Here is a 23,531-nt window from a genome sequence, read left to right as displayed (position 1 = left end):
CGGCCCCTTGCCTCATCACGGCGTAAGCTGTGTGGCAATCCGGTCTGCATTCGTCGAGATTTCAATATCTAGCCCAAACGGCTCTTCACTTCGATAGCTAATGCCTTAGGATTGTGTAACCCGATGGTCGCATTGACGCGTCAATTGGGCACTTCAGGTTGCACCAGCCAAGGGCACGAGATGGACGAACAATTCTACCGCATGAAGCGGCTGCCGCCTTATGTCATCGCAGAAGTAAACGCGATGAGGCACGCGGCGCGCCAGGCGGGTCAGGACATCATCGACCTTGGCATGGGCAACCCCGACCAGCCGCCTCCTCAGCATGTGATCGACAAGCTGTGCGAAGTCGCGATGAAACCCGATGCGCATGGCTATTCGCAATCCAAGGGTATTCCGGGGCTCAGGCGCGCTCAGGCGAACTATTATGCTCGCCGCTTCGGAGTGGACCTCGATCCCGAAAACGAAGTCGTCGTGACGATGGGATCGAAGGAGGGTCTGGGAAGCCTTGCCAACGCCATTACGGCTCCGGGCGATGTCGTTCTGGCGCCTAACCCGTCCTACCCGATCCACACATTCGGTTTCATCATTGCAGGCGCCACGATCCGATCGATTCCGACGACGCCTGACGAGGATTATTGGCGTTCGCTCGAAAGCGCGATGAACTTTACCGTGCCACGGCCCAGCGTTCTGGTGGTGAGCTATCCCTCCAACCCCACCGCCGAGGTGGTCGACCTCGCCTTTTACGAGCGGCTGGTCGCCTGGGCTAAAGAGAATCAGGTCTGGGTCTTGTCCGATCTTGCCTATTCCGAACTCTATTATGACGGAGTGCCGACGCCTTCGATCATGCAGGTTGACGGGGCAAAAGACGTCGCGGTCGAGTTCACGAGCATGAGCAAAACATACTCGATGGCCGGCTGGCGCATGGGATTTGCGGTAGGAAACAGGCAACTAATCGCCGCGCTGACCCGGGTTAAGTCTTATCTCGATTACGGCGCTTTCACGCCGATACAGGCGGCGGCATGCGCTGCACTCAACGGGCCGCAGGACATTGTCGAAAGCAACCGCGACCTGTATCGTAAACGCCGCGACGTGATGGTCGAGGCGTTCGGCCGCGCGGGTTGGGATATCCCCACTCCGGCGGCATCAATGTTTGCATGGGCGCCTTTGCCACCGGCATTGAAAGAGATGGGAAGCCTTGAATTCTCGAAGCAATTGTTGACCGAGGCACAAGTGGCTGTCGCCCCCGGCGTTGGATATGGGGAAGAAGGCGAGGGTTATGTCCGCATCGCCATGGTCGAAAACGAACAGCGGCTGAGACAGGCAGCCCGTAATATTAAGCGATATCTCTCGTCGGTTGGGGTCAATAGCTCAGCCGCTTGATCCGATCTATCAAACGCTTGGTCAGTTGATGTGTAAGGGGCGGAACTAACAAGCAAAGCAGTCTGTTGTCTTAGCGAGTACCCGATGAATAAACAGGTGGAGCCTCCCATGCCTAGCCCAGAAGCTCGGCCGCTTACCGAGCGGCAGCGTGCGGTTATGGAAATGATCGACAGGCGTGCCTCGATCAAGGTTATCGCGCAGGAACTGGGCGTCTCGGAAACTCGAATCAATCAGCATATCCGTGCACTTAAGGACATCTACGAAGCGGAAAGTCTTGGCGATCTGGTCGAGTGTTATCGGGCCGACAATGCTGAAGATCCCAATTCAGAAGACGCGCCTTCGGAAGAAAAAGCCGAGGAAACTGAACGGGTTGCATCGAATCAGAACCCCTATAGTGAACCTGCATACAAAAATAATCAGGTCCCCAATCCGGGACTGATCGTCGATATCTCTCCTGGCAACGACCCGGGCGAACTCGTGATGAGCGACGTTCTCCCGCTGGAACAACAGGCGCCCTGGCTGCGACCTGGCGAACCAAGGGTTGTTGCCCGGGCGCTCGACGGCGAACACGCTGTCCTTTATCGCCTCGCAGCAATCGTGGGTATCGCATTCGGCTTTCTGGCTGCTGTGGTTCTCACTGTCACCGCAGCGGTGACGCTTAGCGATGCGTTGGAAGGACGTGCGACCGTCCCGGTCGATGAACGAGGGTTTTCCTGACGAGCACAGGGGCCTGTTTGGAGATCCTCCCATGTCCGATCGCATCCTCAACGACGCTCACAATATCCGCAAGCTTATCCGCGAAGCCGAAGCCCTTGCCGATGAATCCATGATCGCCTGCGCCCGCCTCAAACAAGCCATGCTTGCCGCTCGCCAGAACCCTGAAGTCGAAGTCGCCGATGGCCAGCGCGCTCTGATGCGCCTCAATCAGGCCGAAAGCCAGGCGCTAGCAATGTCGACCACGCTGCTGCGCGTCCATGATGAATTGAGCAAGATCGGCCGCGAAAAGATGGGCGGCGAAAACGGCGTCGATACGGTCATTCCGAAGGAAGCGACCGCGCGTCTCGACGATACGGCAGACCTCAAGGTCCCGGTCGAAGCCTGAACTGGAACGCCGCAATGCTCGAACTCGTACTTGATGGTGACAGCCGCGGCCTGATCCAGAACGTACTGGCATTCTTCGTTTGCGGCGCGGCGCTCATCTGGGGTGCCGCGCCGGAACGCATCGTGGCCGTAACGTGGCTTGTGTTTTTCGAAGCTGCCGGCTGGTTGTACGAGAGGGCCACGGGGAGTGGAGTCCAGCTGCTCGGCGTAGATACATTCGCTGCGGCAACCGATGTGGTTGCGGGTATAGTTTTGGTTGTCGTGGCGCTCTACGCCAATCGAAACTACCCTTTGTTCATCGCAGGGATGCAGGTTCTTGCCATGACCGCTCATCTTGCAAGGGGGATGAGCGAGATCATCGCCCCGATCGCTTATGCAACGATGGTGCTGGTTCCCGGCTGGTTCCAGCTTCTGTTCCTCGCGATAGGTGTGGGACGGCATATCCGCCGCACGCGCATTTATGGCGATTATCGTTCCTGGCGGCTTTGGCGCGGTCAGGCCCCCTCGAACATAAGCGTCGCCGGTCCCGGCGCGGCTCGGCAACAGCTGTTTTCCGGTAATGCATCCTGGCGGGATGAGCTTAAATGATCCAGCAGGTGTTCAAACTGCCCGAACAGCGACGGGCAACGTTTGCCAGGCAGCAGCGCGAGCTTGTCGAATTGCTGCGGGCCATGGTCGTGGGTCCGTCGGGATCATGCGAGCGGATGCACGCCCTGTTCGTCGACAATGCACGCTCCTATCTCGGAGATACGCCGATCGGCAACGGCGCAGCGGGAAGCCTTTCGATGCGCATTCGCGAGCTTTTTCAGGCCGCTTTGAGTGTCGATGCGCACGGGATCATCCTCGCTCACAACCATCCGTCAGGGCTCTGTAGACCCAGCGCTTATGATATCGAGGCGACCCGGAAGCTCAAAGCCATCGCACAAATGCTCGATATCGAGCTGCTCGATCACCTTATTTTTACGACAGGCGCGGTCTATTCGATGCGCGCAGGGGGACAATTATGAAGAATTCCGCCGCAAGGCGCCGGTTTCCGGACAGCGACCTGCTCATCCCGCGATTTCGCGAGGTGGGCGACCTCACACTTGACCTGATTCATCGCGACGGGCGGGTTGATGATCGCTGGCTCGGCTTTCACCCCCGCGAGTTCGAGCTGGTGTGGCGACTGGCTGATACGCCGGGCGAACCCGTGACAAAGCGCCAGTTGCTCGCCGAGGTGTGGCGGCTCAATTTCGAGCCCTCCACCAACAGCGTAGCAGTCCATGTTGCGCGGGTGAGGGGCAAGCTCCTCGCTGTCGAACTGGGCGGACTTCTCGCGACCCATCCAGAGGGTGGCTACTACCTCGATTGCCCTGCGACACCGGAAACCTTCAGGCGCGAAAACCACGCCTGAAGCGAGGCGGCTCATCCCGTTTCGGGTGGACAGCGCGCGTGCGTTGCTCCACCTTCAGCCGACACTTATCAAGACAGATGTAAGGGATCACGATGTCGCAAATCGAGGCCGATAACCAAGTCCAGACCAACGCGCCGACCAAGCCGGAGAACGATCGCGTGTCGATCGAAATCAGCTCGGATGGCGTGGCTCAGGTCCGCTTGACCCGCCCCGACAAGATGAATGCGCTCGACCCTAAAATGTTCGCCGCAATCATCGAGGCAGGCGAATATCTTACCAAGGCCAAGGGCGTTCGCGCGGTCGTCCTTTCCGGCGAGGGGCGCGCCTTTTGCGCAGGCCTTGATACGTCACGTTTTTCGCAGGCTCCCGATGAGAACGAGCCCACGCTTCTCGAGCGGACGAACGGCAACTCCAACCGTCCGCAATATGCCGCGATGGTCTGGCGCAAGGTGCCCGTTCCGGTCATCGCCGCGCTTCATGGCGTGTGCTTTGGAGGCGGGCTGCAGATCGCAAGCGGCGCTGATATCCGCGTCGCTCACCCAGATACGCGCATGGCGATCATGGAACTGAAATGGGGCCTTGTGCCCGACATGGGCGGCTATACCCTGTGGCGCGGCCTTGTGCGCGATGATGTGCTGCGCGAGCTGGTCTATACCAATCGTGAATTCAACGGCGCAGAGGCGCACACGCTGGGCCTTGCGACCTTTGTCGAAAACGATCCGCACCGCCGCGCGACCGAGATCGCGACTGAAATCGCCAATCGCAACCCGCACGCGATCCGCGCAGCCAAGCGGCTTCACGCTGTAATGCAGGAAGCGGACACCGACGAAATCCTGATGGAAGAAAGTGTCGAGCAGCACGCGATCATGCGCGGTCCAAACCAGATCGAAGCGGTCATGGCCGCGCTGCAAAAGCGCAAGCCCGATTTCAGCGACGTGGAGTAAGCGCGCTTACCCGAACACCGCTACGCATTGAAGGCCGTCAAGCACCTGGCTGCCCTCGGCGTCCCACATCCTCAAGCGTTCCGAGGAATAGCCGCTATCGGCGTGCTGGCTCGCATTCTCGGCGAGATACCATCCGTCTTTCGAGCGCGTTTCCGGGTCGAGGACATTGAATGACCAGTTGATCGAGCTGATCGGTCCCATGCGCTGCATAATCCGCATCGCGCCAGGTGGCATGACATCGCCCATCAAAACCAGCTTGCTCACCGGATCGAGATCGTGATCTTCGGTCAGCCGCGCCCAGCGCCGGACAGTCGCCCCATGATCCTCGCCCTTGGCCTGTCCAAAACGAATTTCGAAATTGTTCTGGATGAATGAGGGGCCCTGACCCTTCATCGCCTGCGCTGCCTCCTCGGGCGGGCCGGGCCAGTTCTCCGGCGCATCAGCCGGACGCTGCGCGTTGGCATCGCGGCCCTCAGCAAACAGCCAGAACGCCGTGAGAGCGACGCCTTTGTCATTGCGGATCTCGCTTCGCACCTGAGTGACATTGCGCCCCTGGCGAACGATTTCGGCAGAAAGCTCGATCTCCTCGCCGACCGGAGCCACAAAGGCAACCTGCGCCCCGCGTAGGGGAGGCAGATCGGGAAAAGCGCGAATGGCAGCCGTATAGGCGACCAGAGCGGACGCGCCGCCATACAGCGTGCGCCCCTGCATCCAGTCGCCGGCATGTTCGAGCCGGGCGGGGCCGGGCTTGCCGGTGATGGGTTCAAGAAGGCTGGCAATGGTCATGTGCGCCCATGTGCCCAAAGCGAACGCGCGGGTCCAGACTGACGTTGCGTCATCTCCATCAGATGCAGAATTGCGCGCCTGAAGCGAATGAGTGCATTGCCTTTCGCGCGCCGAATCGTTAGTGCGCCGCTTCCGCCTTGAAAGAGGCGGCTCGGCCCGATGGCGGAGTGGTTACGCAGAGGACTGCAAATCCTTGCACGCCGGTTCGATTCCGGCTCGGGCCTCCACCTTCTCAGCAATGAGAATGTGCCGCTTTAGCTCAGTTGGTAGAGCACATCATTCGTAATGATGGGGTCACGTGTTCGAGTCACGTAAGCGGCACCACGTCTTTCAGCATATGACTTTCCGATCCCGAGACCCGAAAGCTGCGCGCTCGGCTTCAGCGTCGAAAGCGTGTGACTGCTCTCCCTCTGTTCGCGCCGGTTGAGCCCTTCAGAAAGGCCATCGCAGCCGCGATTTCAGAAAATTTTCGTTCCAATGCAACCTTTTGGCGTTCGGCGCATATTAGTGATTGCATCGTTCAATGACCCGCGATGCCCCCCCGAACTGAGCCCCCGCTGTCCTCGTGATTGCGGGGGCATTTTTCGTAGCGCCGCTCCAGATCGCCACGCCGTGCAACGCTGACTTTGCAGAGTCCTAATCGTGCAGGGCGCATACCTGACTTTAAGCTCTTCAATTTATAAGCTAGCTGTTTGAGACGGTTACCTTGGGGTCGGGGAATGGAAGTGTCTGCGAAAGAGCGTTCGCTCGCGCCTTTTCGATATCATGACGATGTGATCGCGCATCTGAAGCGCGAAGAACCTCACGCGTGGGAATGGTCCTCGTCCGAGGCTCAGACCAGGGAATTTGACGAGACGCGAGACGCGATGCTGCGCGATACGTACCGGCTGGAACCTGCCGGCCATCCCGCAGTGTTCAAGGCGTGCCATACCGCGATGGAGCGGCTCGGGATCGATGCGCCCGTGACGCTCTATCAGGCGAACGATGGCACGATGAATGCCAGCCTCGTCTATACGCCGGGCGAGATCCATATGATCTTCTTTGGCCCAATTCTGGAAAAGCTGAACGAGGCGGAACTGCTTGCGCTGCTGGGCCACGAATTGTCGCATTACCTGCTCTGGTCGATTGGCGAGGGGGAGCATTACCGCGCAAACCGCGTGTTCGATCACGCTTTGGCATATCCCGACGCCAAGCCCTCTCATCGCGAGACGGCGCGGCTGCTGAGCCTTCATACCGAACTGTTCGCCGATCGCGGCGCTGCGATTGCGGCGGGCGCGTTCGAGCCTTCGGTGGCGGTGTTGGTCAAGGTGATGACCGGCCTCACCAATGTCGATCCCGAAGCCTATCTGCGACAGGCGCAGGAGGTCGAAACGCGCGGCAGAAAGTCGCAGGGGCTCTCTCATCCCGAAGCCTATGTCAGGGCGCGCGCGCTCCAGCTTTGGTGGACAGGCGATCCCGAGATGGAGCCGTGGCTGGAACGGCAGCTGCACGGGCCTCTTTCCATCGAGGCGCTTGACCTGCTGGGGCAGAGCAAGCTGACCCGGATGACCCGCGCCTTTCTCGTTCGGCTGATGGTCGATATCGAAGATGCGGGAGAGGAAATCACCACCCAGCTGCGCGCCTATTTCCCCGATTTCGGCAAGGTAGAGGAAGACCCGCTCGATCTTACGGAGATCGGTGTCGAGCGGATCGACGATGCGACGCGGGACTATTTCGTTGCGCTCACCTTCGACATTGCAATGGCCGATCCTGACGCCACCGACACGGTGATGCTGGCAGGAGCGAAGATCGCCGCCGAGATCGGCGCAACCGAACGACTGACCGGAGCGCTGCGGCGCGATCTCAAATGGACCAAGACGCGCAGCGACAAGCTGGTCGCGCAGGCGGCGAGGGCAGCATGAGCGAGACTTTGGAACAGGCAGCGCCGACGCGGCTGCTGGGCGCAGTCCTCGAAGATGCGCGCGTGCTGTCGCAGGACGATATCGTTCACGCGATGCTCGGCCTGATGCGACAGATCGCACAGCTTCACGAACAGGGGCTGGTCGCGCGGATTGCGCTCGACAGCGTGATTGAGCTTGAGGACGGCCAGCTGGCGCTTGCCGATACGGCGGGCGAAGCGCCGAGCAGCAATCTCAAGGCGATTCACGATATTCAGCCGCAGGTTTCCAGCGCGCTCAAGCTGGTGGGCAATTACCGCGTCACACAGGACGAGGAGCGCGGGACGAAGATCGACGATCTCTCGGTGCTCGACGGGGAAGAGATCGAGCTCAAGGCGCCGTCTTACATCACAGGGCTTCGCAGCTGGGAAATCGAGCTTGGCCACCATGACGAGATCACCGACGTCTTTCAGCTGGGCATGGTCATGGCCTCGCTTGCCTGCGGGATCGACCCGCGCGAGTTCGAGGACCTGAAGAGGTTCTCAATGAACCGCGACAACCTGTTCGCCATCGCGCCGCGCCTTCACCCGGTCATCGCCTCGCTCATTCTCGAGGCGACCGAGCTCAACCGCCATTCACGCGCAACCGATGTCGCCGAGCTTGCACGACGGCTCGACACGTGGCGCGACCAGCCCACCGGCATCGAGGTCGAGCGCGTCATGGCAGAGGCGCAAGGCGTGCCCGGACGCCGCGCGGCGGTGCTCTCGCACCTGCGCGACCGGTTGTTCGACCTCTCGCGCCGCAACCGGCTGATCCACTTTCGCGCCACGCAAAGCTCGATCAACCTGACCGAGGCGAGCATGCCGATGGTGATGCGGATCGAGAGCGTGCGGGCGGACTCGCTGTGCACGTGGAAGGGCAAGTTCACGCAGGACGTGCTGGGCGGGAAATCCGTACCGCTCAATCGCTGGCTGCGGTTCGAAGATCAGCCGCAAATCCCCTCGCAGCTTGACCGCATCATTCAGGAAAACCGCCGCAACCGGAACGAATACGGATTTTCCAGCCTGCGCCTGACGGTCGCTTTCCTGCACTGGCACAACCTCAAGGAAGCGCCGGAGGATCGGATCAGCTCGCCGCTGCTGTGGCTTCCCGTAGAGGTGAAGAAACGCAAGGGTGTGCGCGATCAATATGTCATGACCTGCCAGGACAGCGTGGCCGAATTCAACCCCGCGCTGCGCCACATGCTCCGCCAACTTTACGATATCGACCTGCCTGAAAGCGTCGACCTTGCCGAAACGCCTATTGAGGCAGTGCACGAGGCGATCCGCACGCAGATCCACGAAAGCGAGCCGGGCGTGCGTCTGGAATTGCAGGAACGGCCCGAAATCCGCCTGATCATGCAGCGCGCGGTCGCTCGGGTGAACAAGTTCAACCGTCGCCGCTCGGGCCGCAAGGAAACGATTAGCGCAAAGGCCGACTTCAACTATTCGCGCGACGATTATCGCCCGCTTGGCCTTGCCCTGTTCGAGAAGTTCGTGAAGCCCGATGCTCTCCCGCAACGCATGGCGGCCGGCGGCGGCTATCAGGCCAAGCGCGAGTTGATGGTCGCCGAAACCGAGGCGCTGTCCTACGGCAAGGCAAACGGCGAGGGGCACAAATTCTCGTGGTCGATAGACTTAACCGGAGTGACACTGGCGAACTTCAATTACAAGAAGATGTCGCTGGTGCGCGATTACAACGCGCTCATCGATGACCCCGGAACGCAGCCGGGTTTCGATCAGGTTTTCTCCATCGAACCGCGCCCTTTCGTCGAGGATGCGCCGCCGCCGATCCCGCCTGAGCAACAGTGGAGCGTCGTGCCGAGCGATGCGACGCAGGAACAGGCGGTCGCCTTTGCCCGCACCGGGCGCAGCTACATCATTCAAGGACCGCCAGGCACCGGCAAGTCGCAGACCATTACCAACCTGATCGCCGACTATGCGGGTCGGGGAAAACGCGTGCTGTTCGTATGCGAAAAGCGCGCCGCGCTCGACGTGGTGTATCACCGTCTGGGTCAGGCGGGGCTCGATGGGCTGGCGACGATCATTCACGATGCGCAGGACGACAAGAAGGACTTCATCGCCGACCTTCGCGATCACTATGAGCGCTGGGGGCGGACCTCGGACCAGCTCGAAGATGCTCGCGCTGCGCGTGCCCAGACGGTCGCGGCACTGAACGAACATTTGCAGCAGATTGCCTCGTTCGAAGCGGTGGTGGGCGCTGCCGATGACGGCAACGGCGCATCCTTGCGCGACCTCGTGCGCCGCGCGGCGGGGTTGCCGGGGCCTGATGCGTCGATCGGGGCTGCAACGCGTGAAAGCCTGCCCGGTCTGGCGCAATGGGACGCCAACCGCACCATGATCGAGCGCGTAACACGCGCCATGCACGAACTGGTTGGCGTCTCGCAAATCGCGACCCACCCCTTCGCCCGGTTGCGCGCAGACATCCTGCGGCAGGATCGGCCCTATGCCGCGATAGAGGCGGCTATCGATACCGCCGAAGCCCAGCTTGAGCGGCTCGATCCCCTGTTCGAGGATGCCGACATTCCGCTGTCGGGGGGCACGATGTTTGCCGAAGCAGGAGAGATCGCCGCGCTGGCCGAGAAACTGGCTGCGACCGGGCTCGCCAATTCTCCGCGCCTTCTTGACCCGCTTTCGGAAGATACCAAGGCGCTCAAGGCCGATGTCGCCCGCATTGCCTCGCTCGAAGCAGCGCAAGCCGAAGCCGCAAAGAATGCAAGCGGGTGGAGCGACCCGCTGGACCCCGCCGATACCGCCGCCGCGCTGGATCTGGCTCGCTCGAAGGAAGGATCGCTCTTCGCCTTTTTCAGCGGCGAGTGGCGCTCGCTCAAGGCGACTGTCGCGTCGCGTTATGACTTTGCCTCGCATGCCGTGAAGCCGAAGATTACCGCCGTGCTTGAGACGCTGTCGCAGCTCCATGGCGCGCGCGATGAACTGGCAGGCGCCCGCAAGATGATCGAAGAGCGTCTTGGCACCAATGACCTTGCCGGATTGCTCGCATTTCGAAACACGATACTTGAGGGCACGCCGTCAAAGGCCGTGGAAAAGCTGCTCGCGCTAGCCTCCACGCCCAATGGCGGGCAGGCGCTCGCCCGCATGGCGCAGGCTGGCGCTGCGATGCGATCTTTCAGCGACACGGTCACCAATACGTTCGGCGCATTGAGCGATATCACTCTTGATGAGCTGGCCGAATTGCTGCGCGATCTGCGCGAGAATCTCGACGATCTGCCCGATTGCCTGCCGCACCTGACCGAGCTGCACAGCGCGCCCGAGCCGGTTGCGCGCGCGCTCACCCATTTGCCCCTGCCGCTGGGCGGGATTGAAGCGCTCATCGTCGATGAGGCTATCGCGCAAAAAGAGCGCAGCAATCCGGAAATCCGCCGCTTCGATATCGACCGCATCATCGCGACGACGCGCCGTGCTGCGGCTGCGCGCGAGGTGTTGCGCGATCAGAACTCGGCTGCGATCCGCGCGACGCTTCACCGACAGTTCCGCGACAATGTGAAGCTGTCCGAAACCTCGGTCACACAGCTCGACAATGATGGCCGCGCGTTCAAGAAGGTCTACGCCAATGGTCGGCGCGAGCTTGAGCATGAGTTCGGCAAGACCATGCGTTATAAATCGATCCGCGAGATGGCGAGCGGCGATACGGGCCGGGTGGTCAATGATTTGAAACCCGTCTGGCTGATGAGCCCGCTTTCGGTGTCCGACACGCTGCCGCTCGAACCTGACCTGTTCGATGTCGTCATCTTCGACGAGGCGAGCCAGGTCCCGACCGAGGACGCCGTGCCCGCGCTGTGCCGTTCGCGTCAGGTGGTGATCGTTGGCGACGAAATGCAGCTGCCGCCGACCAGCTTCTTTGCGACCTCGCAAAATGACGAGGACATGGAGATCCTCGCCGAGGAAGACGGGGAGCGGATCGCCATCGTGCTCGATGCCGACAGCTTGCTCAGCCAGGCTGCGCGCAACCTGCCTGCGACCTTGCTTGCATGGCATTATCGCAGCCGGTTCGAAGCGCTTATCAGCTTTTCGAACGCGGCCTTCTATGCGGGCGAGCTTGTCACCATTCCCGACCGCTCACTGCATAAGCGTGACGCTGCGGGCGGCCCGGTCAATTCCGAGGACGAGGGCGCGTGGGGCACCGGCGTCGACCGTCTGCTGGCCGCGCCGATCACCGCGCACCGGATCGAGGACGGCGTTTACGACCGCCGCGCCAACCTGCCCGAAGCGCGCTATATCGCAGGGCTCGTGCGCGAGCTTTTGATGCGCGAGACGGGGCAGACCATTGGCATCGTCGCCTTCTCCGAAGCGCAGCAATCTGAGATCGAGGACGCGCTTGAGAAGCTGGCAGCAGAGGACGAACCTTTCGCCGCCGCGCTCACGCGCGAGGTAGAGCGCGAGGATGATGGGCAATATACCGGCCTCTTCGTCAAGAACCTTGAAAATGTGCAAGGCGATGAGCGCGACATTATCCTGATGAGCGTGTGCTACGCGCCGGGCCCCAATGGCCGGATGGTGATGAATTTCGGGCCCATCAACCAGCGCGGCGGGGAAAAGCGGCTCAACGTGATCTTCAGCCGCGCGAAACGGCATATGGCAATCGTCTCCACCATCGCGCCCGAGGCGATCACCAACATCCACAATGACGGCGCGCGCGCGCTTCGCAGCTTCCTCGCCTTCGCCGAGGCGCAATCGGACGGCGCGCATGACAACGCGCAGGCTGTGCTGGCGACGCTCAACCCCGATGCGGCGCGCACCTTCGATGCCGAATTGCCGAACGATCCGGTGCGAAGCGCGATTGCCGCAGCCCTCCGCGCGAAGGGGCATGAGGTGCACGAGCATGTCGGCGGCGCAAGCTTCCGCTGTGACCTCGCGATCGTCGATCCGGATGGCGGGGGCTACGCGCTTGCCGTGTTGCTCGACCGCGAGACGACGTCGCCCGAAGCCATCGAGGAGCGCTTCGTCTTTCGCTCCGGCATCCTGCGCGCCTTTGGCTGGCGGGTGGTCGATGTGCCGGTGACCAGCTGGCTGCGCAATCGCGCAGCGGTGGTCGAACGGATCGAGCGCGAGATTGCCCGGTCAAGCTGGGAGCTGGCCGATCCCGATCCGATTGCGGGCACCACCATCACCCCGATTGCCTCTCCCGAACCCGCTGCGCCGGAAGCCGCTACCGATGCAGGGGACAGCGATCAGGAGAATGCTGAGACAAGCGCAACCGGCATGACCGAATACCGCCTCGTTGCGGGCGCTTCGAACAAATTCTGGCGCGTGGGCGTCGATGGCACCGACCTCATCGTCGAGTTCGGACGCGTCGACACCAAGGGTCAGCGTGTGGTCAAATCCTTTGCCGACGAAGACCGCGCGCGGCGCGAGGCGAACAAGCTGACGCTGGAAAAAACCCGCAAGGGCTACGAAGAATACAGCTAAGGCCTAGCTCTCGGCATTGAGGTGCTTGAGCAGCGGCGCCTGAATGGTGCGGTGTTCGACCAGTTTCGAAAGACGCAGCACCGGCGCATCGACATCGTCGCCGCCCATCGCGATCAGCGTTGCGATGGCGGCGTTGGCGATGATCTTCGAACGCATCGCGTCCTCGCCGGTCCACAGATAGGTCGCAGCGCTCAGCGCTGTCAGCTCCAGCGCCTCGATCGCGCGCGCCCGGTCTGGCATCAGCGCCACCAGCCACAGCGCACCGCGCACGAATTCCTCGTTCTCGACGCTCAGCCGCATGAAGCTGGAAAGCGACTTGTACGCGGTGCGGCCGTCGGCGTGCTTGTAGCTTGGCTTGGGCAGGTCGAGCACGCCGGTGGTCGCGGTCTTGTTCTTGTAGCTGTGATCGTCGGTCAGCACGAGCTTGCAGCCAAGCGAGTAGTCGAGGCCATGTTTTCCGCCACTCGCAGCGCAGATCGCGATCGCCTTGCCAAGCGCTTCGACCTCGTCAGCGTGGCGCTGCGGCCAGTCGCCATGGGCCTCTTCGAGCCGGTCGATCGTGTAGGCGAAGCGGTCGCCATTGACGACCGCGGTGTAGTTCGCACGGCCAAGCGCGGGCGAATGGAACAACGCCAGCCATTCGTGCAGTTTCGCCTCGACCGTCTCAATGCCGAGCGGCTTGCACAGTTCGATCGCTTCCTTCTGCCATGTCTTCGTCGCCTTGGTCGCGCGCCGCTGGGTGATGAGATGCTCGACCAGAGCGGTCCAGGCGGGGTTCTCAAGGTCGGCCAGCACGTCGAGGCCGGGGATCTGGCTCATGCTCCAGTCATAGCGCGAATGCGCCACCGCGCCCGCAATCGTGCCGGGCAGGGTGCGGTAGCTTTCCGTATCGGCCCATCCGTTGCGCCGACCGTTATTGGCCTTGAGATCCGCGACCGGCTGGCCGGACGCCTTCCAGTCGGCATAGCTCGGGCGCACATCGCCGCAGGCAGGCCATTGGGCGTTGAAGGCCGCTTCACTGCTGGCCCAAGCGGCTCGTTTCGAGCCTTTCGTGGCAAGGCGAATGTCGTTCAGATTGGCCGCGACCTCGGCCAGCAAGTCGGCCCAGAACTGCGCGTTCGGGCGTTCCTTATCGGGGATCGCAAATTCGTTTTCCGCGCCCTCACAGCGCTCCATCAGGAATTCGGTCGCGCTCACTTCGACACCGGCCAGCTTTTCGAGGCGTTCGGCGCGCAAGATCATCTTCTTGGTGTCGGCCTTGCGATAGGTCGAGCGACCCTGCCTGATCTCGCTCGCCATTTCGGCGATGTCCTCGCAATCGCCTGAAGAGAGATACCCCCCTTGCTTGATCGCGCTGTTAATGAGCTTGAGCAGCGTTTCGAACTGGCTCGAATAATAATAGCGGGTCCGGTAATCCTTGTTGCGAATAAGGAGCGTGAGAAGCGCGGGCAAATGCTCCTTTCGCACCTCGATTTCCTTTTGCCACATGGTGGAAAGGCCGTGCTGCGCGATCAGTTCGGCGCCCGATGCGTCATGTTTGAAATTGCCGTGATGGCCTTGGCCCATGACGATGTCGGCAAGCAGATCGCCGCGCTCTTCGGGAGTTAGAAGGTCCAGCGCCTTACCGCAGCCCGATGCCGGATAAGAAGAATTGCTGACCATGTCGCGCGCGTCGGCAAAGAAGCGCTCGAATGGCGAGCCACCACCGCCCCCACCGCCGCCGCGCGACGGGCGATTGCCGAAAATCCGGCCCGTTTTGGGCTTTTCCGGTTCAAGCGGGGCGAGCCCCTTGCGACCGAAGGTCTTGCGACCAAAACCCATGAAACCCATTGCAACCCCCTTCAAACGATCCGTTCCAGTTCCAACCTCGCTGTAATTTGCCAGAGTTTACAAACGCTAAACCATCAACTTCATCAGCAAGGTCGCAGCATTGGACCGGCACTTGAAATATCGCTAGCTCTTGGGCCGTAATCGAACTGTGCGGAGATGTAATCTTGGAGCAAAAGCAGTATCTGGACGCAAACGAACTGCTTGAGCTTTCGTTTGCGCTCGCCAACCAGATCATCGCTTCGGGGTTTGTGCCAACGCATATCGTCGGCATCTGGCGCGGCGGTGCGCCGATCGGGATTGCCGTGCAGGAATTGCTAGAAGCGCGCGGGTTCGAATGCGACCACATCGCGATCCGCACCTCGTCCTATACTGGCATCGGCGAACAATCGCGCCACGTGAAAGTCTTCGCGCTCGGCTATCTGATCGATACGCTCAATGCACAAGACGCGCTGCTGATCGTCGACGATGTGTTCGATACGGGCCGTTCGGTCGAGGCATTCATAGATGAACTGGGCAAACGCTGCCGCCGCAACACGCCTGAGACGATCAAGGTGGCAACCGTTTTCTACAAGCCATCGAAAAACCAGACCGCGCTGACGCCCGACTACTACATGCGCGAGACCGAGGACTGGCTGATTTTCCCGCATGAGCTGAACGGCCTATCCGATGAGGAAATCCGCAGCCACAAGCCGTGTGCGGATGAAATACTCAAACTGAAAGGACAAGCCTGATGGACCGGGCCGCAAACGAGACCCGTGAGGCATTCATCGCCTCGGTGCCCAAGGCCGAACTGCACCTGCATATCGAAGGCTCGCTTGAGCCGGAAATGATGTTCGAACTGGCGAAGCGCAACGGCGTCGATCTGCCTTATGCCAGCGTCGAGGAAGTGCGCGAGGCGTATCAGTTTTCGAACCTTCAGGAGTTTCTCGACCTCTATTACCTCGGCATGCAGGCGCTGGTGGAGGAGCAGGATTTCTACGACCTCACCATCGCCTATCTCGAGCGTGTCCATCGCGACAATGTGCGCCATGTCGAGATTTTCTTCGACCCGCAGGGCCATACCGAGCGCGGCATCGCATTCGAGACGGTCATCACCGGCATCCTGCGCGCGCTTGACGAGGGGAAGGCGCGGCTTGGCATCAGTTACAAGCTCATCATGTGCTTCCTGCGCCATTTGTCGGAGGAAGAGGCGTTTGCGACTTTGGAAGAGGCGATGCCATGGCTCGACCGGATCGACGGCGTAGGGCTCGATTCCAGCGAAGTCGGACACCCGCCGGAGAAATTCGCACGCGTCTTTGCCAAGTGCCGCGAGCTGGGGCTGAAACTGGTCGCGCATGCGGGCGAAGAAGGGCCGCCCGAATATGTCTGGCAGGCACTGGACGTGCTCGAAGTCGACCGGATCGACCATGGCAACCGCGCGCTGGAAGATACGGCATTGCTCGAGAGGATCGTGCGCGAAGGCCACACGCTGACCGTTTGCCCGCTCTCAAACCTCAAGCTCTGCGTAATCGACCACATCGCCAAGAGCCCGGTTCGCACCATGCTCGAAAGCCGGGTGAAAGCGACGGTAAACTCGGACGACCCGTCCTATTTCGGCGGCTACATCAACGACAATTACCGCGCGGTCGCAGAAGCGCTCGACCTGTCGATAGAGGATATCGCGACGCTGGCAGCAAATTCGTTCGAAGGCTCCTTCCTCGACGAGGCGCAAAAGGCCGCCTTTGTCGAGGAAGTGCACCGGGTTGCCAGCAGCGTCTAGGCCGCCGCGAGCTCCGGCTGGTCGCTTGGTTGCGACTTGGCCGGGCTCTGCCTTTCCCACTTGAGATCGCCGATATAGCGCTGGGCCAGATGGCCGTCCTCGTCGATGGCGAAGAGGTGCAGCCAGCGATTGTCGAACAGCGCGCGCACTTGCGGGTGCGCCTCAAGGATGTCGTTCATCGCGCTGGTCGGCGCTTCGACACAGACCGACAGGCGCAACGGTTCGTGGACGAGGTTCTCACCGTCATGGACCGACTGCCACGCAAGGCCGGCGCGCATATTGCCGCCATTGCCTTCGAACACGCCGATGCCGCCAACGACATTGTGCAGCAGCTTGTTGCCCGCGCCAAAAGCCTGCGGGGCGACGGTCGAGCCGTAATATTGCAGGCTGATCCAGCTGGCGACCACGACCGGCGCGGTCATGATGAGTTCGAGCACCGAATAGCCGTTTTCCTTGTCGTGCCGCCAATCGTAATCGTGCAGAAAAGCGCGGCCATCCAGCGCCTTGCCGCTGGTGCGACGGCGCGGGGCGGCGATGAACGCCTTGCATCCGGCGAGCGCCCATTCGGGGCGAACTTCGGACCAGTCGCTTGCGCGGCGGGCGATGTCGCGCTGACTGGCAGCGCCGGGAAGGCGGCGGCTTCTCTCAGTGCGCGTCAGCTCACCCGCCATCGCAAGCCAGGTGCGCGCCTGCCGGACCCCATCGGCAGGCGCGGCTTCGCCAAGGTCGCCGTCAAATATCGTGACTTCGTCCTTGGTCGTATCGTGCAAAGCTGCAACGAAGATCGTATCGGCGGGCACTTCGATCCCGCGCTGGGCAAGACCGTCGCGCACGGCCCCGGTGTTCAGCAGACCGGCCAGCAATCGCGCATTCACCTCGCCCGAATAGCCCCCGCACGCACCGCAATGAAGCGCGCTTACATGCGGGTTGTTGGTGACGTTTGCGCCGTGTCCCGCGATCAGGACCAGCGGAGCGAAATTGCCAGTGAGCGACATCGCCTTGAGGATCGTCTCGGCTGCATCGACCTGTTCGCTCAATTCCATGCGCGTGGTGAGGCGCGGCGCCGGTTCGTTGGGCTTGCGCGAAGGCTGAAGCCCGAACGTGTCGCGCAGCAGCTTTACGGCATAGAGCGGTCCTGTCGCCTCGACGAAGGCAAAGGAGGAGACGGCCGCCAGTTTGAAGCGGCCCCATGCGCGTTTTGCGCGGGCGGTGAAACGGGTGGAGCGGTCGCGGCCCATGTCGCCTTCGGTCCCCGACACCGATCTGACCGACGGGTTGAGGAGCACCGGAAGACGGCGCTCGGCCACGTCGGAAGCAAAGCTGCGGTGTTCGGCGGCCAGACCGAAGAAGCCTGCAAAGCCCAAAGTCTGGATGGCCGGATCCACGCTTTCGAGCGCGCGGCGGAACACTTCGGAGCGCACGTCGATGCAGAAGGCGGCCTGCATGGCGGGGCGTTCGGTGATCGGTGCGCTGCCTTCCATCGCAAGCACTTCGCCAAGGCCGCGCTGCGCGGCTCGCTCGGCAGCTTCCTGCAGGATTTCATCGACGATATCGGCGCGGTCGGCGCGGGTGTCGCGGGCATGGACATCGCGCGTCTCGCGCCATTTGTCGGCGACCATGTCGGCATATTGGAGGTAGAGCGTCTCTTCCCAAAGCAGACGGATTGCGAGCAGGTCAGAAATCACTTCATCCGTCTCGCCCGCAAGTTCTGCCTGCCACAGCTTGTATCGCGCATATTGCGACCACCCGCCCAGCGAGAACAGCAGCTGGTGGAAATAGGTCGCCATCTCCTCGTCACTGAGGCCCAATGTCTCGACCGCGCGCGCGATCAGCACTTTGGGGTTCTGCGGCGCTTCGGCAACGATCCGGCCAAATCCGGTCAATCCCATGATCTCCGGCGTCAGATCGTGGGTCGCATAGGTGCGCCATGCCGCCCAGGCCGAGCGGCCCGGAATGGCGGGCCATAGCGCCTGGCCTTCATCGAAATAGCTCGACAACCACGATCCGGTGCGATCGGCGCACACGCCCGCCCAGTCCGTGCCGCTCGCATCGGAGGCAAGGTCGGCGATGGTGGGCAGGGCGGGGGCAATGTTGCCTTCGGTCTGGACTTCGAATTTCAGCGCTTCGAGCGAAGAGGGCTTCGATGCGTGCGGCGATGCAGCGAGCGCGGCGGCAAGGTCCTGCATTCCAATCTCGCCCTGCGCGATGCGTTCGCGATACCACGAACGCGGCATCGTGACCCGCACCCCGCCCACACGGCGCAGGCGCGCAGCGGCGGCGGCGAGCGTCTCGTCCGTCTGGCCAAGGAACGGGTTGACCGCGACCGTTGCCGACAGCGGCCATGCGGGCGGGATCTGGCGGATAGCGTGATCAATCGCGCCCTCGATGGCGACCGCGATGGCTGTCACTTCGAACTGGGTAGAGGGGAACTGGGTGTTCATATCGGGGTATCCTTGGCGGAAAATGGGGGCGCTCGAAGAGGCTCAGCGGGCCTTGCGGGTCGACCAGTTGCCGACGAGGCGGTCAAAGACGGCGTTGGCATAAAGCCCGTTGGAAAGGTGGACGCGAAGGCCCGATGCCGCCGGGTGCAGCGCCCAGAGCGGGAACAGCGCCTGTGCGATGGCGACGACGCCAAAGCTTGCCACCGCCAGCACGATCAACGCCCATTCAAGCGGGCCGGGGGCGGGCGTTGCGGGGAGCGTGCCAGCGGTCAGCCACTCCGATGCGCGTTGCAGCGTGAAGTATCCCAGCGACGCGGCGAGCGAGTAGATCACCGTCTTGCGGGTAAGCTCGCGCGGGGCCTTGTCGGCAAGACCCTGCGCGAAAAGATAGGCGACGCCGAAGACGAGGATCGCTCCCAGCGCGATGGCTTGCGGGGATTTGTCGCTGATGCCGAACAGCGCGCCGATGGCGGCATAGATGCCGAGCGCCAGCGCAAAGGCGGTCATCACGTTGCGCATGCTCGGCACCGCGATCGGCCCCGGCTTGCGGATCGCCGCGACATTCTCGACCGCGCTTCCCGATGAGAGGAAGGCGTGCGCCTTGTAATAGGAGTGCGCCACGATGTGCAGCAGCGCGAGCGGGAAGAGCGCGAGGCCGCACTGCATGATCATGAAGCCCATCTGCGCAATGGTCGACCAGGCGAGAGAGTTCTTGACCGCCGGCTGGCCGAGCATAGCAAGGCTACCCAGCAGAGCGCTGAACCCGCCAATAAGGACCAGAACTGCGAGCACGTTGGGCGCAAGCAGCATCACATCGGCAAAGCGGATCAGCAGCACGCCTCCACCATTGACGACGCCCGCGTGTAGCAGCGCGGAGACGGGGGTGGGCGTGTCGACCACTTCGGTCAGCCAGCCATGAGTGGGAAACTGCACCGACTTGAGGATCGCCGCGAGCGCCAGCAGGCTGGCCGCGACGAGCGTTGCCGTGGTCGCGCTGCCCATGCTCGCTTCGCCAAGGATGGTGGCGATGTCGGTGGTGGCGTAACCCTGCCAAAGCGCGAAAACCGCCCCGATCAGCGCCGCATCGCCGAGGCGCGCGACGATAAACCTTTTGCGCGCGCCGCGGACCGCCTGAATGCGGTCGGGATAGAACAGCAGCAGGCGCTGAAGCGTGAGGCTGATCGCGATGAAGGCGACGGTCAGCTGGACGAGATTGCCTGCCAGCACGAATAGGAGCACCGCGCAAAGCGTCGCCGCCATCCAGCCGATGAACACGCCCTGCCGTTCTTCCCCGTCGAGATAATTCGCCGAATAACGAAGCAGCACCCAACCAATCGAACAGATCATGGCGAGCATCGTGACACTCACCGCGTCGAGCCGCGCCGAAATGCCGAACCCGCCCGCGCCGATCAGCGCCGAGGTGGAGGGGCCTGCGACGACAAGCTGCACGATCGAGGCAAGCGAAATCGCGATGGTGCCAAGCGCGGCCATCTCTGCGAACTGCAAAAGCGCCTTAGGACGGCGGCGCGGGCTTGCCCATGCGACGAGCGCGACAATCGCAAACAGAAGCGGCGCGGCCAATGGCAGGAAGGTGTGGATCATGCGAGGTAAGCTCCGGGGGAAGGGGGCGAGCGGGAATTGCGCTGAACTAGCGGGAGGTTAGATTTAAGAAAAATACATTGTTTGTTACGGAACGTTCTGATTAAAAGAACGACAGATGAGCGACTTCAACTTCCACCACCTGCGATACTTTCAGGCTGTCGCCGTCATGGGGAACCTCACGCGCGCCGCGCAGAGCCTCAATGTCTCGCAAAGCGCGGTCTCGACGCAGATCAAGCTTCTCGAAGAACGGCTGGGCCAGCAATTGTTCGAACGGCGCGGGCGCTCGCTGCAATTGACCGAAGCCGGGCACATCGCGCTCGACTATGCCAATTCGATCTTTGCGAGCGGGGACGAACTGGTCGCCACCTTGCAGGCCGCCGGTCGCCAGCGCCGCGCACTCAGGGTCGGATCGCTCGCCACGCTGTCGCGCAACTTCCAGCTCGGCTTCCTTCGCCCGATCCTTGGCCGCAGCGATGTCGAGGTGATTTTGCGCTCGGGCAGTGGGGGTGAATTATTCAACGCGCTCGCCGACCTGCAGCTCGATATCGTGTTGACCAACCAGCCGCCCGATACGGACGCGCTCAGCCACTTTGTCGTCACCCGCATCGACGAACAGCCGGTGGGCCTTATCGCTGTGCCCGAACTTGTTTCGCAGGACATGTCGGTCGAGGAGCGCCTTTCGACCGCTCCGCTGATCCTGCCGACACCCGGCACCGCGATCCGCATGGCGTTCAATTCGCTCGCTGACCGGCTCAGTATCCGTCCGCAGATTGCTGCCGAGGTCGACGATATGGCGATGATGCGCCTGCTCGCCCGAGAGGGGACGGGGATTGCGGTAATCCCGCCCATTGTCGTGAGCGACGAGCTTGAAAACGGCTTTCTCGTTGAATGCGCGGAACTGCCGGGCTTCGTCGAGAGCTTCTACGGAGTGACCGTCGAGCGCCGTTTTCCCAATCCGCTGCTCGAAGTTCTTCTTTAGCCCCGCGTCCTTCTATTCGCTTGAGCCGGGCCCTGTCATGCCATAGCGCTTGGCAGCGATGACCGAATTCCTCGTTCTTGCCACCATCCTGCTGGGCGTCGGTGTGATCGCCGTCCCCATTGCGACGCGGCTGGGGCTGGGGTCGGTGCTCGGCTATCTGATCGCAGGCATGGCCATCAGCCCGGTCCTTGGCGCGCTGGGGGTGGACGTCATCCAGCTTCAGCATTTTGCCGAATTCGGCGTCGTGATGATGCTGTTCCTGATCGGGCTTGAGCTTGAACCGCGAAAGCTGTGGGAGATGCGCAGCCGCCTGATCGGGCTTGGCGGGGGACAGGTGCTGGTCACCACCCTGGTGATTGCGGCAACGGCAATCTTCATCGTCGGCGATCCGTGGCAGACGGGGCTTGCCATCGGCATGATCCTCGCGCTGTCCTCGACCGCGATCATCCTGCAGACGCTGGATGAAAAGGGCCTGATGAAGTCCGAAGGCGGACAATCGGCGTTCTCGGTCCTGCTGTTTCAGGACATCGCCGTTATCCCGATGCTGGCGATCCTGCCGCTGCTCGCGCTGCCCGAATTGGCGGGCGAGGTCGCTCAACATGCGGGCGAAGCGGGCGATCATGGCAGCGGCGTGGCCAGCTTCATGGACGGCATGCCCGCCTGGCAGTCGGGCCTGATCACGCTCGCCGCCATCGCGTTCGTCGCGCTGGCCGGCAACTACCTGACGCGCCCGGTCTTCCGGTTCATCGCGTCAGCAGGATTGCGCGAGCTGTTCACCGCAACCGCGCTGCTCTTCGTGACCGGCATTGCGCTGTTGATGACCGTCGTGGGCCTTTCGCCCGCACTCGGAATATTCCTTGCCGGGGTTGTGCTGGCCAACAGCGAATACCGCCACGAGCTTGAAAGCGATATCGACCCGTTCAAGGGGCTGCTGCTCGGCCTGTTCTTCATCACCGTTGGTGCTGGCATCAACTTCAGCCTGCTCGCAACCCAGTGGGGCGAGGTGCTGATGTGGACCGCGGTGCTGGTTGTGACCAAGCTGGCGGTGCTGTGGGTGCTGGGCGGGATCTTCAAGATCAGCGGCACGGCGCGCTGGCTGTTTGCGCTCTCGCTTGCGCAGGCGGGGGAGTTCGGTTTCGTCCTTTTGAGCTTTGCGGTCGGCAATTCGGTCATCCCGCAGGACACCGCAGACCTGCTCCTCTTGGTCGTGGCGATGTCGATGCTGATCACGCCGCTGCTCTTCATCCTTTACGACAAGGCGATCCTGCCGCGTTTCGACCGGGAGCGCGAGCGCGAGTTCGATGCCATCGACGAGAACCGCGACATCATCGTCGCAGGGCGCGGACGCGTGGGCGGGATCGTCGACCGGATGCTGGAGACGGCCGGCTATCGCACGACCGTGATCGACTATTCCTCAAGCCAGATCGAACGGCTCGGGCGCTTCGGCATGCGCGTCTATTATGGCGATGCGACACGGCCCGATATGCTGGCCTCTGCCGGGATCGAAAGCGCCAAGCTGCTCGTCGTCGCAATCGACGACAAGGAGGCGACCAACCGCCTCGTCTCCTACGTCCACAAGGCCTATCCCCACGTCCACATCATCGCGCGCGCTTATGACCGCAACCACGTTTTCGAGCTTTGGTCGCTTGGCTGCCGCGACATCATCCGCGAAACCTATGACAGCTCGCTGCGCATGGGCCGCTCGGCTTACGAAGCGCTTGGGCTGACGCGCGAACAGGCGGAAAAGCTGACCGAGGCATTCGAGGACATGGACCGCGAGATGATGGTCCCGATGGCGAATGTCTGGGACGCAGAGGTCCCCCCGTGGGAGAACGACGAGATGATCGCTCTGGTCAAGAAGCTGCGCAGCGAATGGGACCCGCTGCTGCGCGACCAGATGGACGCAATCATAGGCCGCGACGATCTGGACGAAGCTGCAGAATGAGGCCTCTT

17 protein-coding genes and 2 tRNA genes are annotated in these 23,531 nt (G+C 62.0%); 15 read left to right on the top strand and 4 right to left on the bottom strand.

The window, feature by feature from the left end:
- The first annotated feature begins 180 nt into the window (after positions 1 to 180).
- From CD351_RS15255 to CD351_RS15225, 7 genes are all read left to right on the top strand, one after another.
- A complete protein-coding gene (locus CD351_RS15255) occupies positions 181 to 1,380 on the top strand; it encodes an LL-diaminopimelate aminotransferase (RefSeq protein ID WP_111993424.1) in 1,200 nt (399 codons plus the stop codon).
- Between the two features lie 108 nt (positions 1,381 to 1,488).
- Positions 1,489 to 2,097 (top strand): LuxR C-terminal-related transcriptional regulator, encoded by a 609-nt coding sequence (locus CD351_RS15250; RefSeq protein WP_111993423.1) that lies wholly within the window; start codon positions 1,489 to 1,491, stop codon positions 2,095 to 2,097.
- A 31-nt stretch (positions 2,098 to 2,128) separates the two neighbouring features.
- Positions 2,129 to 2,482, top strand: a complete 354-nt coding sequence (locus CD351_RS15245; RefSeq protein ID WP_111993796.1) for a hypothetical protein — start codon at positions 2,129 to 2,131, stop codon at positions 2,480 to 2,482.
- Between the two features lie 14 nt (positions 2,483 to 2,496).
- On the top strand, positions 2,497 to 3,069 hold the full coding sequence (locus tag CD351_RS15240; protein WP_111993422.1) for a hypothetical protein: 573 nt from the start codon (positions 2,497 to 2,499) through the stop codon (positions 3,067 to 3,069).
- Positions 3,066 to 3,488: a JAB domain-containing protein gene (locus CD351_RS15235; protein WP_111993421.1), complete on the top strand. Its 423-nt coding sequence runs from the start codon at positions 3,066 to 3,068 to the stop codon at positions 3,486 to 3,488. Before CD351_RS15240 ends, CD351_RS15235 begins: the two co-directional genes overlap by 4 nt.
- On the top strand, positions 3,485 to 3,874 hold the full coding sequence (locus CD351_RS15230) for a winged helix-turn-helix domain-containing protein (protein ID WP_111993420.1): 390 nt from the start codon (positions 3,485 to 3,487) through the stop codon (positions 3,872 to 3,874). Before CD351_RS15235 ends, CD351_RS15230 begins: the two co-directional genes overlap by 4 nt.
- A 92-nt stretch (positions 3,875 to 3,966) precedes the next feature.
- On the top strand, positions 3,967 to 4,818 hold the full coding sequence (locus CD351_RS15225) for a crotonase/enoyl-CoA hydratase family protein (protein ID WP_111993419.1): 852 nt from the start codon (positions 3,967 to 3,969) through the stop codon (positions 4,816 to 4,818).
- A 6-nt stretch (positions 4,819 to 4,824) separates the two neighbouring features.
- Here CD351_RS15225 and CD351_RS15220 read toward each other — a convergent pair whose 3' ends face one another.
- The gene (locus CD351_RS15220) at positions 4,825 to 5,604 is read right to left on the bottom strand and encodes a thioesterase family protein (RefSeq protein ID WP_111993418.1); all 780 of its coding nucleotides are present in this window, start codon (positions 5,602 to 5,604) and stop codon (positions 4,825 to 4,827) included.
- Between the two features lie 153 nt (positions 5,605 to 5,757).
- Between CD351_RS15220 and CD351_RS15215 the strand changes: the two genes are divergently transcribed.
- The 4 genes from CD351_RS15215 (at position 5,758) to CD351_RS15200 (ending at position 12,967) form a co-directional block, all read left to right on the top strand.
- Positions 5,758 to 5,831 (top strand) — tRNA-Cys (locus CD351_RS15215).
- A 21-nt stretch (positions 5,832 to 5,852) separates the two neighbouring features.
- Positions 5,853 to 5,928, top strand: a tRNA-Thr gene (locus CD351_RS15210).
- A gap of 395 nt (positions 5,929 to 6,323) precedes the next feature.
- Positions 6,324 to 7,505, top strand: coding sequence for a M48 family metalloprotease (locus CD351_RS15205; RefSeq protein ID WP_111993417.1), 1,182 nt, complete (start codon positions 6,324 to 6,326; stop codon positions 7,503 to 7,505).
- Positions 7,502 to 12,967, top strand: a complete 5,466-nt coding sequence (locus CD351_RS15200; protein ID WP_111993795.1) for an AAA domain-containing protein — start codon at positions 7,502 to 7,504, stop codon at positions 12,965 to 12,967. The genes CD351_RS15205 and CD351_RS15200 overlap by 4 nt, the downstream gene beginning before the upstream one ends.
- 3 nt (positions 12,968 to 12,970) lie before the next feature.
- Here CD351_RS15200 and CD351_RS15195 read toward each other — a convergent pair whose 3' ends face one another.
- A complete protein-coding gene (locus CD351_RS15195) occupies positions 12,971 to 14,797 on the bottom strand; it encodes a hypothetical protein (RefSeq protein WP_111993416.1) in 1,827 nt (608 codons plus the stop codon).
- A gap of 164 nt (positions 14,798 to 14,961) precedes the next feature.
- Between CD351_RS15195 and CD351_RS15190 the strand changes: the two genes are divergently transcribed.
- On the top strand, positions 14,962 to 15,528 hold the full coding sequence (locus CD351_RS15190) for a phosphoribosyltransferase (protein WP_111993415.1): 567 nt from the start codon (positions 14,962 to 14,964) through the stop codon (positions 15,526 to 15,528).
- The gene (locus CD351_RS15185; protein ID WP_111993414.1) at positions 15,528 to 16,556 is read left to right on the top strand and encodes an adenosine deaminase; all 1,029 of its coding nucleotides are present in this window, start codon (positions 15,528 to 15,530) and stop codon (positions 16,554 to 16,556) included. Before CD351_RS15190 ends, CD351_RS15185 begins: the two co-directional genes overlap by 1 nt.
- On the opposite strand, the gene CD351_RS15180 is transcribed toward CD351_RS15185, so the two are convergent.
- Both CD351_RS15180 and CD351_RS15175 read right to left on the bottom strand, forming a co-directional pair.
- A complete protein-coding gene (locus CD351_RS15180) occupies positions 16,553 to 18,997 on the bottom strand; it encodes a YbcC family protein (protein WP_199797886.1) in 2,445 nt (814 codons plus the stop codon). The genes CD351_RS15185 and CD351_RS15180 overlap by 4 nt on opposite strands.
- Positions 18,998 to 19,039: 42 nt before the next feature.
- On the bottom strand, positions 19,040 to 20,599 hold the full coding sequence (locus tag CD351_RS15175; RefSeq protein WP_111993413.1) for a proton-conducting transporter membrane subunit: 1,560 nt from the start codon (positions 20,597 to 20,599) through the stop codon (positions 19,040 to 19,042).
- 115 nt (positions 20,600 to 20,714) lie between these two features.
- On the opposite strand from CD351_RS15175, the gene CD351_RS15170 reads away from it, so the two are divergent.
- Together CD351_RS15170 and CD351_RS15165 are read left to right on the top strand one after the other, a co-directional pair.
- Positions 20,715 to 21,578: a LysR family transcriptional regulator gene (locus CD351_RS15170; protein ID WP_111993412.1), complete on the top strand. Its 864-nt coding sequence runs from the start codon at positions 20,715 to 20,717 to the stop codon at positions 21,576 to 21,578.
- Positions 21,579 to 21,636: 58 nt separating this feature from the next.
- Positions 21,637 to 23,523: a cation:proton antiporter gene (locus CD351_RS15165; RefSeq protein ID WP_111993411.1), complete on the top strand. Its 1,887-nt coding sequence runs from the start codon at positions 21,637 to 21,639 to the stop codon at positions 23,521 to 23,523.
- Positions 23,524 to 23,531: the final 8 nt, after the last annotated feature.

This window comes from Erythrobacter sp. KY5, assembly GCF_003264115.1.
In the GTDB taxonomy this organism is placed as follows: domain Bacteria; phylum Pseudomonadota; class Alphaproteobacteria; order Sphingomonadales; family Sphingomonadaceae; genus Erythrobacter.
Note: the sequence above shows the minus strand (reverse complement) of the source record. Positions and strands in the feature narration are given on the sequence as shown.